Raw genomic sequence first — 11,978 nt, forward strand, 5'->3', positions numbered from 1 at the left:
CATGCGCCGCTCGCCTCGCGACCCCGAACCACGCTCGGGCCGACAACCTGAATGTGCGCACTCCGCCAAGGCACCGGCCCGGTTCAAGCGTGCACTGTGGACGCTCGTCGTCCTCTTCTCTGCTCTCACCGCAATTGCTGCGGCAGGCTGGCCAGTCTACGTACGTCCGCAGATCGACCCATTGAGAACAGCGGACGCCATTGTGGTTCTCGGTGGAACTCCATACGAGCGTTTCGACATCGGCGTCGAATTGGCAGAGCGCGGATACGCACCACAACTCGTCATCTCGAACTCCGTCGGGAGTGGCGACAGGACGATGGACAAGTACTGCCATGGCCACTTCGACTTCGTGGTGAGTTGCTTCGAGCCCGATCCGTGGACCACAAAGGGAGAAGCCCAGGAGATAGGGCGCCGCGCCACCCAGCAAGGGTGGCATCACATCATCGTCGTGACCTTCACGCCCCATCTCTCGCGCGCGAGGTACATAGTCGAAAAGTGCTTCGACGGCGAGCTGACCATGGTCGCAAGCCCGAGCCCGTCCGGGCTGCTCTTCTGGGCAGGAATGTACATCCGCCAATCCGCCGGGTACCTCAATGCCTTAACCGATCGAGGGTGTTGAAATACCCATCACCGTGTAACTCGGTCACGACGCCAGCACGCCATCGACAACTGCCTGCATTCTGCGCCGAAAGATGCTATGAGAAAACAGCTCGGCGTGTCGACGGATTGCAGCCGCGTCATAGATCGAGCCGTCGAACGCGCGTATCGAGTTCACGAAACCAGCCACTATCTCTTCGTCGAGAACGCCGGAGACGAATTGGCCCGTCACATGCGGCACCACGCTGTCGAGTGCACCACCTCTGCCGAGCGCAATCACCGGCGTGCCGCAGGCCATGGCTTCCACCGGGACTATTCCGAAATCCTCTACACCGGGCATGAGCAGCGCACGAGTCCGGCGCAGCAGATTCAACAGCTGCGCATGCGATACGTGCCCGAGGAAGACAACTGTGGGCCCCGCTATGCTGCGGCAATATTCGAGGCTGCGGCCGTCCCCCGTAACCACGAGGGGCACCCCGGCGGTGTTCGCGGCGAGAATTGCCAAATCGGGCCTCTTGTAAGGCACAAGACGCCCTGCGACCAGGAAGAAGTCCTCCCTGCGGGTACCGGGGTCGGGCGTGAATGCATCGGTGTCGACAGGCGGATGAACCACGACCGCATCGCGGCCCCACCACTGCCTGATGCGCTGTGCGACAGTAGTCGAATTCGCGACTAGTTCAGTCAACAGCGGAGCTGCAGCGAGCTCGGCACGTCGAGCTGTCGACGCGAGCATCCTCAATGCGGCAGCGCCGGCTCTCCCGCCTGCTTCACCCTCACGGAGCGATGCGTCCCACGCCCAGCGCGCCGGGCTGTGCACATACGCGATTGTGGCGGCGGATGTCGAGAACACGGCCTGGGTCGCAAATGCGTGATGACTGATGATCACTGCAGCAGCGTCTCCGATATCCATTCGCCGGAAGGCATTCGGCATCAACGGCAGCAACGGCGCATAGGAGCGTTCGCCACCGAGTCGGTACAACTGATTGAGCCAAGTGGTCTCCGGCACCGTCCGCAGTCCCGACGGAATCCCTTGCGGACGCGCGACCGGAACAAGTACGCGCGCATCAGGCCATTGTGCCGACAACTGTTCGACAACGTGCTCCGAACCGGCGACTTCCGTAAATCGCTCGTGAACGAGCGCGACGCGGGGAGTGATCATCGAGCACCTCGTTGGACGATGCTTGCGGCGGAGGAAATCACGCTACACACCTTCTTTCCGATCTGCGCCGGCGACCCGTCGACCAACACCGCCTACAATACCAGCCCGATTTCAGCGAAAAATCGCATTCATGCAGGTAGCGGTACCTTTATCCAGGTTCGCATGATCTGCCTTCCCCCATGTTTTCGGGACCTCGGTTCGGGTAGGCTTACTCCAAGCTCTCCACCGTCGTCGTCTGGCGTGGCAGATCGACTGCTTCAGTCAGGCTTGCTGGCCAGAGGTGAAAGCATGAAGCCTCCACGATCATTGGTGGTTCTCGTCGCGGCTGGCAAGCTCTATTCGAGGCCCTACCGGCATCGGATCGGATCCCACCATGTACCCAGCGCTGGAATCCGGTTGGGCCCTGTGACGTCGGCCGAGCATCGCGTTGCTCTTCGCTCGCCCAGGCTTTCGGATGCCTCGGCGTGGCAAACCCTACGGCTACGGGATCAACACTTGATCGAACCGTTCTGGGTGTCGTCCCCGAAATCCTGGTCTCGGCGCCACACCGAGGGGGCCTGGGTAGACGAATTTCTACACATGCGTAAGGAGGCCCGCGCAGGCCGGGCACTGCCGCTGGTAATCGAGGTCGAAGGCCGATTCGCCGGTCAGTTCAACATGGAGCACATCGACTGGGGAGCAAAGAGCGCAGAAGTCGGCGTGTGGATCGATTCTTCGCTCACCGGACAGGGAATCGCGCTGGCAGCTGCGAACCTCCTCGCAGAGTACGTATTCGACATACTCGGATTGCGCCGGGTCACCGCTCCCGTCTGCGTCGACAACCGACAGGCCACCCGGCTCGTACAACAGGCCGGGATGCAGCGAGAGGGCACGATGGCCAGTTACCTCGACGTCGGCGGTCGACGCAAAGATCACGACCTGTGGGCAATCACGTCGACGATGTGGGCGGCCAAGTCGGCCCGGGATTCGAATTCGACCGCGTCGTGATGTCACCCTTGACAAGCTGCGCGGCACGGTCGAACGCAGCTCTGCTCGCTTCGATCTGGTTCACCGCCCGACTGAGCAATCCAGCCCTCAGTTCCGGCGCGCGCAACCATGTGCTGCGCATCGCACGGCGAAGCCGGTCGTCGAAGTCTTCCCCGTCCAGCCTTACCAACTCGAGTCCGGCGTCGAACATCGCGGCCAGGCCCTCGAACTTGTCGTCGTAGTACCGTGAGGTCGACAGCCCGACAACAGGAATTCCTTGCGACAGGGCGAAGACTGCGACGTGGTAAGCACCCGTGACGATTATCCGGCATCGCCCGATCCGGCGCGAGAGTGATCGCGCACTCGCAAAACGACCTAGTGGCGGTACCACGTCGGGGAACCCGGCGAGGAGTGGCATCGTCGAGCGACGGTCTTCGGAATCATGCTCGGATACGATCAGCGGAACCAGTCCGGCACCGGATTCGGTGGCCACGCCCCGAATGACGCGCCCCAGCACCTTCTGCATCTCGTCTCCGACCGGAGAGTATTCCGCGACTCTGAGACAGACGCCGATGTCCGTGCCGAGATCCCTGCGCCGAGTCGAATAGCCGAGTTCCACCGCGTCGTCCCCGGTAACCACGACACGTTCGGGCGGAACACCGAGGGAGTGCAAGAGTTCTGGGCCCCGTAGTCCTTCGCGCAGCGCGATGAAATCGACCCGGGGAAGCACCCGGGCGGCGTGTTCCAGCACCCCGGGGTCGTGAATCGGGCCAATCCCCTGCCCGACCATCGCGGTAGGAATTCGATGATTCGTTGCGTACTCGAGCAAATCGAGTGTGCGCTCTGTCTGGAACCGATCGATATCGGTAAGGTACCCACCGCCGATCGCGAGCACCAAAGATGCGCCGTCGATGGCATTCGGCAGCCGTCCACCGTCACGACTCAGTAGCAACCGTTCCGAATTCGTTGTCCTCGCGTCGGACTCACCGTTCGTACCATCGCCCTCGCCCCCGCGAAGGACGACGCGACGTGCCCGCCGCACGACAGACGCGGGTGCGGCCGCCGCGGCTTCCCATCCCCTGAGCAACGGCCCCGCCGCCTCGGGGCCGAAACGGCCTGCCAATCCACCCCAACCGCGCCTTCTCGGCCAATCGCCGCCTCGCTGATACCGAATCGGCTCCGCGTTCGGCTCATAAGCCTTCAACAGTGACGATCTGTCGGTGAGTACACCGATTGCGGCGTTGGGCCATCTCTCGGTAATCCTGCGCACCGTGACGTTGAGAATCGCCAGGTCACCTTTGTTGTTCAGCCAGTATTCGCCGTTTTCCACGAGGACACGGATGTTGGATCCGCCGACCGGCGTCGCGCGGGATTCGCGATTCTCCATATCGGCCCTTCGGACACTCATTCGCGCGAGGAGGTCACCGACCCCCGAGCATGTGGCACCATGTCAGCCCTGACCGAAGGGGCAGGTAGAGGTCGATTCGACGATACCGCAACCCTTTCCTCAACACCACGGTCCGCGCCCGCTACTTCGAGATCCACGTCCAGCACTTGGTTGGCCCGTTTCTCCCGATCAGCACAACAATCGACCTACTGGGTGGCACAATTACGTCGCGATGCATCTCCGAGCCATGGAGGTCGCCATGCCCCTCACAGACGACACCGTCAGTCGCTCCTTTTCTCGCTCGAACGAGCTGCAGGCACGGCTGAACAAACTTGTGCCGGGCGGTGCGCACACCTATGCGCGCGGTCCCGACCAATACCCGGACTTCATGGCGCCCGTACTTGTCCGCGGGAAGGGCGCCCGCGTGTGGGATGTGGATGGGAACAGCTTCGTCGAATACGGCATGGGCCTCCGGTCCGTGACACTGGGACACGGATACCCCCCCGTTGTCGACGCCGTGTGCGAGGCCATCGCCCACGGTACGAACTTCAGCCGACCGACTGAACTCGAATTGCACGCGGCCGAGGACTTTCTCCAACTCGTTTCCGGCGCAGACATGGTGAAGTTTGCCAAGAACGGGTCCGACGCCACCACGGCAGCGGTCCGCCTCGCGCGGGCTGTGACGGGACGAGAGCTGGTTGCGGTCTGCGATCAACCGTTCTTCTCCGTGGACGACTGGTTCATCGGCACAACCGCAATGAACAGCGGCGTGCCCTCCGATGTTGCTGCCAAGACACGCGGATTCCGATTCAATGACCTCAACTCACTTGTCTCGGTGTTCGACGAGAATCCACACCGGGTGGCCTGTGTCGTCATGGAGGCGGCCACCGCTACAGCTGAGCCGGTACCCGGATACCTCGACGCCGTTCGGTTACTCTGCGACGAGCGCGGAGCCCTTCTCATCTTCGATGAGATGATCACAGGATTCCGATGGTCGCCGGGCGGCGCACAAACGGAGTACGCGGTCACACCCGACTTGTCGTGCTGGGGTAAAGCGATGGGTAACGGCTTCCCGATTTCAGCCCTCGCGGGTAAACGCGAGTACATGGAGTTCGGCGGCCTGAACACGGACCACGACCGGGTCTTTCTGCTGTCCACCACACATGGACCCGAATGCGGAGCGCTCGCGGCTTTCCGCGCAGTCGTACACGCCTACGCTACCGAGGATCCGATTTCGCGCATGGAGCAGTCCGGCAGGCGTATCGCTGAGGGAGTCAGCGCAGCCGCTGCAGATATGGGGATTGCGGACTACGTCCAGGTGATCGGCCGGCCTTCATGCCTGATTTTCGTCACGCGTGACCTGAACCGTCAGCCATCACAGGAATTCCGGACGCTCTTCCTACAAGAACTGTTGTCAGGTGGCGTTCTGTGCCAATCGTTTGTCACGTCTGCCGCGCACCGCACGGCCGACGTCGATCTCACTCTGGAAGTAGTCCATCGCGCACTCGAAATCTACAGTAGAGCAATCGAATCCGGCGGCGTGACAGGATTCCTCCGCGGACGCCCTGTCGCCCCCGCCCTGCGCCGTTATGCGGCACCCCGCCGGATCGATACATCGGACTGATCGTGCAGCCGCCGGAAACGCACTCAGCGCAGCAGGCGGCGCGAGGCGAACTGCCGGAAGTACACGAGCTTCGACGGCTCGACAAGCCCGGGAAGAATGAAGTACCAGACCCGTTCCATCCGACGCGGAAGATCGTCGAAGGCTCCTGTCGCGGTCGCGACCACATGGGCGCCCAGCAGCGACCCGAGCAGGAACGTGGACAGTGTTCCCGTGGAGACGTCGTCTTCCGCGAGAATGTCGCCCTCCTCGACCGCGCGTGCGACAAGTCGTTCGAAACCCTGCTGCCACGAGGCCACCACGTTGCCGTGCGTCCCCTGGTAGTCACCGATCTCGTGCTGCAGTCGCAACATCGCCGCGACGATCGGATCGGAACTCGCTGCCTCGATCGCCACATAGGACAGGGCGACGAGCGCTTCGAGTGCCGGCGTCGGCCCGTCACTGACGGACGTCATTCCGGCGGTGAGCCGGATCTGTCCCTCGTCGATGACACCGCGGGCCAGGTCTTCCTTGGAACTGAAGTGGAAGTACAACGCACCTTTGGTCACACCGGACTGCTCGATGATCTCGTTGAGACCCGCGTTGGCGTACCCGAGGCGTAAGAATACGTCGGCCGCCGCCATCAGGACCGACGCCCGAGTTACCTCTGCTCGAACCTGTCTCGCCATCGACTGCCTCCCGAACAACCCCCCCGACGGGGCGCGCAAACTCCAGCGAACCCTAGCACTTGACAGGCGCAGCCCTGGTGAAGTTGAACCGCGAGTCGGAAAACGAGAACACGTTCACTGAGGTGTCGTGCGGGGCCGATCCGTGCCCAGCTGCGGATCCGCCTCGAGATTGGTCAACCCGTTCCAGCACAGGTTGACCAGATGCGCGGCGACGACTTCCTTCGGCGGTGTCCGCTCGTCCAGCCACCACGTCGCGGTGGTGGACACCATTCCGACCAGTGCCTGCGCGTACAGCAGGGCAAGATCCGGATTGAAGCCACGCCGCGAAAAATCGCCGGCGAGGATGTGCCCGACCTGACCGATGGCCTCGTTGAGCAGGCTCGAGTACGTGCCGTCCGGTGCCGCCACCGGAGAGTCGCGGACGAGGATGCGGAATCCGTCGGTGTGCTCCTCCACATAGGTCAGCAGCGCCAGCGCCACCCGCTCGACCCGGACCCGGGAGCGGTTCTGCTTCAGCGAGGACGTCACCATCTCCAGCAGCCGCGACATCTCCCGATCCACGACCACGGCATAGAGGCCCTCCTTGCCGCCGAAGTGTTCGTAGACGACAGGCTTGGAGACGTGCGCCCGCTGTGCGATCTCCTCGATCGACGTCGCCTCATAGCCTCGCTCGGCGAACAGGGCGCGGCCGATCTCGATCAACTGCTCCCGGCGTTGCGTACCGGTCATCCGGGTGCGGACCGCCCTCTCGGGGGTCGCGTCCACGTCCGTGGGTCGGGGCACCGAGGCACCATCCTTTCCTGACACTCGCGACGACGAAGTGCCGCGGGCAGCGTCGAAACACTGCAGGTAGCACCCACTCTATCGGGACGTTCGAGACAAATTTCCGCAGCGGTTCGACGGGCGGCGGGTCGGCATGCGAGGATTCTCTCGCGCAAACGGGCGTGACACCCCGTGTGTGTGGCAATCCGCCGTAGTGTAATGGCAGCACCTCTGATTTTGGTTCAGATAGTTCAGGTTCGAGTCCTGGCGGCGGAGCGGAGCCTGCGGAGCTGATTCCTGCAGGCGGAGCTGTCGAGAACAGCAAGAGCGGAACGATCCAGAGGGAGCTTCATGCCAGTGCAGACCGCCGTGGTCGTCCTCGCCGCCGGCGCGGGAACTCGGATGCGGTCGAAGATCCCCAAGGTGTTGCACACCCTGGGCGGACGCACGATGCTCGCGCATTCCCTGCACGCCGCCTCGGAGGTCGATCCGGCACACCTCGTCACCGTCGTCGGGCACGACAAGGAACGCGTCGGAGCCGCCGTCACTGCCCTCGAGGCCGAACTGGGCCGTCCGATCACAATCGCCGTCCAGGAAGAGCAGAACGGCACCGGGCACGCCGTCGAATGCGGCCTGTCCGCTCTGCCCGCCGATTTCCGCGGGACCGTGCTGGTCACCGCCGCGGACGTCCCGCTGCTCGACGGCCGCACCCTGCACGCTCTCGTCGACGAGCACCGCAGCGAACCCACGCCCGCGGCGGTCACGGTACTGACGTTCACCGCCCCGGAGCCCACGGGCTACGGGCGGATCGTCAGACTGCCCCACGACGGTGAGATCGCCGAGATCGTGGAAGAGGCCGACGCCACAGAAGAGCAGTCGGCCATCACCGAGGTCAATGCGGGTGTGTACGCGTTCGACGCCGAGTTCCTCCGCTCCGCGCTCGGGCAGCTCAACGCGAACAACGCGCAGGGTGAGCTGTACCTGACCGACGTCGTCAAGATCGCCCGCGAGGCCGGTGCACCCGTCTTCGCCGCCCACCTGTCCGACTCCGCGAAGGTCGCGGGCGCCAACGATCGCGTCCAGCTGTCGAGGCTGGCCGCCGAACTCAACCGCCGCACCGTCGAGAACTGGATGCGGGCCGGCGTCACCGTCGTCGATCCGACGACCACGTGGATCGATGTCGGCGTCACGCTCGCTCGCGACGTCACCATCCATCCGGGAGTGCAGCTGCTCGGCACCACCGCCGTCGGCGAGGACGCCGTGATCGGTCCCGACACCACACTCACCGACGTGACGGTCGGCGGAGGCGCCAGCGTGGTGCGCACCCACGGCGCGGAATCGACGATCGGCGAAGGCGCCACCGTCGGCCCGTTCTCCTACCTGCGTCCCGGCACCGTCCTCGGTGCGTCCGGCAAGCTCGGCGCATTCGTCGAGACGAAGAACGCCGACATCGGAGCGCACTCCAAAGTTCCTCACCTGACCTACGTGGGCGACGCCACGATCGGCGAGTACAGCAACATCGGTGCGTCGAGCGTGTTCGTCAATTACGACGGCGTCACCAAGAGCCGTACGGTGGTGGGGTCACACGTCCGGACCGGATCGGACACCATGTTCGTCGCTCCGGTACAGGTCGGTGACGGTGCTTACACCGGCGCCGGCACGGTGCTGCGTTTCGACGTACCACCGGGGGCACTCGCGGTCTCCGGCGGGAAGCAGCGCAATATTGACGGCTGGGTGCAACGAAATCGGCCCGGTACCGCCGCCGCCGAGGCGGCAGCCGCCGCGGGACCGCACCACAGTTCAGATCTGCACGAAACCGAGAAGCAAGATTTAAAGGATGGCATAGAGCAGTGACCGCGAATTGGATCGACAACCAGAAGAACCTCATGCTTTTTTCTGGTCGCGCGCATCCGGAGCTGGCCGAACAGGTAGCGAAGGAACTCGACGTGCGGGTCACCCCGCAGACTGCCCGTGACTTCGCGAACGGCGAGATCTTCGTCCGTTTCGAGGAGTCGGTCCGCGGCTCCGACGCCTTCGTGCTGCAGAGCCACCCGGCCCCGCTGAACACGTGGGTGATGGAACAGCTGATCATGATCGACGCGCTCAAGCGCGGATCGGCCAAGCGCATCACCGCGATCCTGCCGTTCTACCCCTACGCACGCCAGGACAAGAAGCACCGCGGCCGTGAGCCCATCTCGGCTCGCCTGATCGCCGATCTCCTCAAGACGGCCGGCGCCGACCGCATCATCACGGTCGACCTCCACACCGACCAGATCCAGGGCTTCTTCGACGGCCCCGTCGACCACATGCACGCCCAGGGGCAGCTCGCCGAGTACATCCGCGGCAATTACGGCACCGAGAACATCGCCGTCGTCTCCCCCGACTCCGGTCGCGTCCGGGTCGCCGAGAAGTGGGCCGACACCCTCGGCGGCGCGCCGCTGGCGTTCATCCACAAGACGCGCGACCCGCTGGTGCCCAACCAGGTGAAGTCCAACCGCGTCGTCGGTGACGTCGAAGGCCACACCTGCATCCTGATCGACGACATGATCGACACCGGTGGAACCATCGCCGGCGCCGTGAAGATCCTCAAGGAGGCCGGCGCGGGCGACGTGATCATCGCCGCCACCCACGGTGTCCTGTCCGATCCGGCAGCCGAGCGCCTCGCCGCGTGTGGTGCCAAGGAAGTCATCGTCACCAACACGCTCCCGATCGACGAGTCGAAGAAATTCCCGACCCTGACGGTGCTGTCCATCGCACCACTGCTGGCTCGCACCATCAAGGAAGTTTTCGAGAACGGCTCGGTCACGTCGCTGTTCAACGGCAACGCCTAAGTGCTTCGCACCCGTGAGTGGTTGACGAGTCCAGACACTCGTCAACCACTCACAGGCGTAGCCTTTCCCTGTGTTCACCGGGATCCCCACCGCTGCTCTCGACTTCTACGAGGACCTCGAGGCCGACAACAGCAAGAGCTTCTGGACCGCGCACAAATCCGTCTACGACGACTCTGTGCGCGCACCCATGACCGCCCTGCTCGCGGAACTCGAATCGGAGTTCGGCGCGGGCAAGGTGTTTCGCCCCTACCGCGACGTCCGGTTCTCGAAGGACAAGACGCCCTACAAGACCCATCAGGGCGGATTCGTCGAAACCCGCCCCGGCGTGGGCTACTACGTGCAGATCGACGCCGCCGGACTGTTCGTCGCGGGCGGCTTCTATTCGCATACCCCGGTCCAGGTCGGGCGTTTCCGTGACGCCGTCGACGACGACCGCAAGGGCCGCGAACTCGTCCGGCTCGTGAAGAAGGTCCGGTCGTCGGGATTCGAGATCGGCGGCGACACACTCAAGACCCGTCCCCGCGGCGTCGCCGAGGACCATCCGCGACTCGACCTGATGCGTCACAAGTCGCTCACCGCCAGCCGGAGCTACCTCTCCCCCGAGTGGATCGAAACTCCCCGCGCCGCTGACGAAGTGCGCACCGCCTGGCGTTCGATGCGGCCGCTCGTCGACTGGCTGACCACCGTCATCGGTGCCGGAGAATGAAACTTACCGGTCGGGAAAACACGTGTGGCACACAGCGTTTGCGGAGCAGTTTGCGAGCATCGGCATGATCTTCGTCACGCTTGGCCGCAGAACCGCAGGTCGTACTTACGGCGATGTGACTCGCACGCTCGAATTCCCCTACTGTGGCTCGTCGTGATCGACGCGCAGACTCTCTCCGGCCCTATCGATATCGCTGCAATTCGAAACGTCCGGCGTTGGTCGCCGGGGGCGTGCGTGTGGTGCGGAGACGACAACGCAGTCGAAATGTTCCGTAACGAACCTCGCTGTGGCACTTGCCGCGAGAAGGAATCGGTCATCGACGAGGCCCGCCGCTTCCTGGGTATGTACGGTCTGCGTCCGCTCGGCGGCACGTTGCAGTCGGACGACGACGAAGAGCGTGAGCACCGGGTCAACGCCCGCGATGCGCGTCGCGAACTCAACGAGATGAAGCTCGCGGAACTCCCGGACCCGGCCGCCGTGCGCAGGGCCCTTCGTCCCCGGGCGGCCAGTGTGGTGTCGGAGCCGCGCAGCACCTCCCATTCCGGAACGTCGTCGACCACCGCGTCGACCCGCCCGAGCACGTCCCGCACGTCCGCCACGCCGCCGGTGGCACCGGTGCGCACCGACGCCGTCGACGTCGCCGCACTCGAATCCCGCGTCACGGGACTGCTCGATCAACTCTCGGCCATCGATGCCCAGATGAACCTGATCGGTGAGCCCGCCGGACTGGCCGCGCGTGCCCGGATCAGCGACCTCGAGAAGCAGCGCGCCACCGTGCTCCGCACCCTCGCAGCGCTGGAGAAGGCCCGGATCGCGGCCGGCCAGTAGGCCATCCGTTTCGGGCTGCCGCAGGGTGATACTGTCGCCCTTCGTGCAGCCCGCCTCCTCACCCACCGCGCTCGTCATCGACGCGAAGAAACCGCCGATGGGCCCGATGCTGGTGACCCCCAATGCGCGCATCAACGGGTATCCCGTGCCGCTCCGGTGGGGACACAACGAAATTCCGGCACCGCCGGGCGTGCACCACATCCAGATCTCGGTCCCGTGGATCTGGGAGCAGGGCAGGGCGCAGATCACCGTCGACAACCGGTACCACCCGGCTCCGCCGGTGTATTACGCGTCGCCGTTCAGCAGTTTCAGCAAGGGCGCCATCGACCATCGGCCGGTGAAGAATCCTGGACTGCTCGGGTTGCTGCTCATCCTCACACCGGTACTCGTCCTGATCCTCGCCGTCGTGGCGTTCGCCCTGTTCGGCTAGAGGAGTGCCAGCCGCACCATTGA

At 64.2% G+C, this 11,978-nt stretch carries 12 protein-coding genes and 1 tRNA gene; 9 read left to right on the forward strand and 4 right to left on the reverse strand.

The genetic code is table 11. The features are described 5' to 3' along the window. Position 1: 1 nt before the first annotated feature. Positions 2–619, forward strand: a complete 618-nt coding sequence (locus tag GO592_RS21135) for a YdcF family protein (protein ID WP_039952690.1) — start codon at positions 2–4, stop codon at positions 617–619. 24 nt (positions 620–643) lie between these two features. Here GO592_RS21135 and GO592_RS21140 read toward each other — a convergent pair whose 3' ends face one another. After that, complete coding sequence (locus tag GO592_RS21140) at positions 644–1,756, reverse strand: glycosyltransferase (protein ID WP_007300111.1); 1,113 nt, start codon at positions 1,754–1,756, stop codon at positions 644–646. A gap of 288 nt (positions 1,757–2,044) precedes the next feature. Between GO592_RS21140 and GO592_RS21145 the strand changes: the two genes are divergently transcribed. Beyond that, entirely contained in the window at positions 2,045–2,743 is a 699-nt protein-coding gene (locus GO592_RS21145) for a GNAT family N-acetyltransferase (protein ID WP_082325022.1), read from the forward strand. On the opposite strand, the gene GO592_RS21150 is transcribed toward GO592_RS21145, so the two are convergent. Beyond that, a complete protein-coding gene (locus tag GO592_RS21150) occupies positions 2,685–4,109 on the reverse strand; it encodes a polysaccharide pyruvyl transferase family protein (RefSeq protein WP_005568645.1) in 1,425 nt (474 codons plus the stop codon). The two genes, GO592_RS21145 and GO592_RS21150, sit on opposite strands and share 59 nt — an antisense overlap. Before the next feature lie 247 nt (positions 4,110–4,356). On the opposite strand from GO592_RS21150, the gene GO592_RS21155 reads away from it, so the two are divergent. Continuing rightward, entirely contained in the window at positions 4,357–5,733 is a 1,377-nt protein-coding gene (locus GO592_RS21155) for a glutamate-1-semialdehyde 2,1-aminomutase (protein ID WP_007300110.1), read from the forward strand. Between the two features lie 23 nt (positions 5,734–5,756). Here GO592_RS21155 and GO592_RS21160 read toward each other — a convergent pair whose 3' ends face one another. Both GO592_RS21160 and GO592_RS21165 read right to left on the reverse strand, forming a co-directional pair. Beyond that, positions 5,757–6,398 carry a ScbR family autoregulator-binding transcription factor gene (locus GO592_RS21160; protein WP_037203446.1) on the reverse strand — a complete coding sequence of 214 codons (642 nt, stop codon included), beginning with the start codon at positions 6,396–6,398 and terminating at the stop codon, positions 5,757–5,759. A gap of 114 nt (positions 6,399–6,512) precedes the next feature. After that, a complete protein-coding gene (locus GO592_RS21165; protein ID WP_206031502.1) occupies positions 6,513–7,127 on the reverse strand; it encodes a TetR/AcrR family transcriptional regulator in 615 nt (204 codons plus the stop codon). Positions 7,128–7,365: 238 nt separating this feature from the next. Here GO592_RS21165 and GO592_RS21170 point away from each other — a divergent pair. The 6 genes from GO592_RS21170 to GO592_RS21195 all read left to right on the forward strand — a co-directional run bounded on the left by GO592_RS21170 (position 7,366) and on the right by GO592_RS21195 (position 11,955). After that, a tRNA-Gln gene (locus GO592_RS21170) sits at positions 7,366–7,436 on the forward strand. Between the two features lie 75 nt (positions 7,437–7,511). Beyond that, positions 7,512–9,014 (forward strand): bifunctional UDP-N-acetylglucosamine diphosphorylase/glucosamine-1-phosphate N-acetyltransferase GlmU, encoded by a 1,503-nt coding sequence (glmU, locus tag GO592_RS21175; protein ID WP_039952684.1) that lies wholly within the window; start codon positions 7,512–7,514, stop codon positions 9,012–9,014. Continuing rightward, positions 9,011–9,991 carry a ribose-phosphate diphosphokinase gene (locus GO592_RS21180; protein WP_005238800.1) on the forward strand — a complete coding sequence of 327 codons (981 nt, stop codon included), beginning with the start codon at positions 9,011–9,013 and terminating at the stop codon, positions 9,989–9,991. The genes glmU and GO592_RS21180 overlap by 4 nt, the downstream gene beginning before the upstream one ends. Before the next feature lie 70 nt (positions 9,992–10,061). After that, positions 10,062–10,697, forward strand: a complete 636-nt coding sequence (locus GO592_RS21185) for a DUF2461 domain-containing protein (RefSeq protein ID WP_007300107.1) — start codon at positions 10,062–10,064, stop codon at positions 10,695–10,697. Between the two features lie 264 nt (positions 10,698–10,961). Then, positions 10,962–11,525: a hypothetical protein gene (locus GO592_RS21190; RefSeq protein WP_007300106.1), complete on the forward strand. Its 564-nt coding sequence runs from the start codon at positions 10,962–10,964 to the stop codon at positions 11,523–11,525. Positions 11,526–11,568: 43 nt separating this feature from the next. Next, positions 11,569–11,955 (forward strand): hypothetical protein, encoded by a 387-nt coding sequence (locus tag GO592_RS21195; RefSeq protein WP_005255557.1) that lies wholly within the window; start codon positions 11,569–11,571, stop codon positions 11,953–11,955. Positions 11,956–11,978: the final 23 nt, after the last annotated feature.

Origin of the sequence: Rhodococcus sp. 21391 (assembly GCF_016772255.1) — a bacterium.
GTDB lineage: Bacteria > Actinomycetota > Actinomycetes > Mycobacteriales > Mycobacteriaceae > Rhodococcus_F > Rhodococcus_F opacus.

What these genes read in the sequence shown, in the direction of transcription:
- GO592_RS21135 (WP_039952690.1), top strand. Translation starts at nt 2, where the DNA reads ATGCGCCGCTCGCCTCGCGACCCCGAACCACGCTCGGGCCGACAACCT.
- GO592_RS21140 (WP_007300111.1), bottom strand. Translation starts at nt 1,756, where the DNA reads ATGATCACTCCCCGCGTCGCGCTCGTTCACGAGCGATTTACGGAAGTC.
- GO592_RS21145 (WP_082325022.1), top strand. Translation starts at nt 2,045, where the DNA reads ATGAAGCCTCCACGATCATTGGTGGTTCTCGTCGCGGCTGGCAAGCTC.
- GO592_RS21150 (WP_005568645.1), bottom strand. Translation starts at nt 4,109, where the DNA reads ATGGAGAATCGCGAATCCCGCGCGACGCCGGTCGGCGGATCCAACATC.
- GO592_RS21155 (WP_007300110.1), top strand. Translation starts at nt 4,357, where the DNA reads ATGGAGGTCGCCATGCCCCTCACAGACGACACCGTCAGTCGCTCCTTT.
- GO592_RS21160 (WP_037203446.1), bottom strand. Translation starts at nt 6,398, where the DNA reads ATGGCGAGACAGGTTCGAGCAGAGGTAACTCGGGCGTCGGTCCTGATG.
- GO592_RS21165 (WP_206031502.1), bottom strand. Translation starts at nt 7,127, where the DNA reads ATGACCGGTACGCAACGCCGGGAGCAGTTGATCGAGATCGGCCGCGCC.
- glmU (WP_039952684.1), top strand. Translation starts at nt 7,512, where the DNA reads ATGCCAGTGCAGACCGCCGTGGTCGTCCTCGCCGCCGGCGCGGGAACT.
- GO592_RS21190 (WP_007300106.1), top strand. Translation starts at nt 10,962, where the DNA reads ATGTTCCGTAACGAACCTCGCTGTGGCACTTGCCGCGAGAAGGAATCG.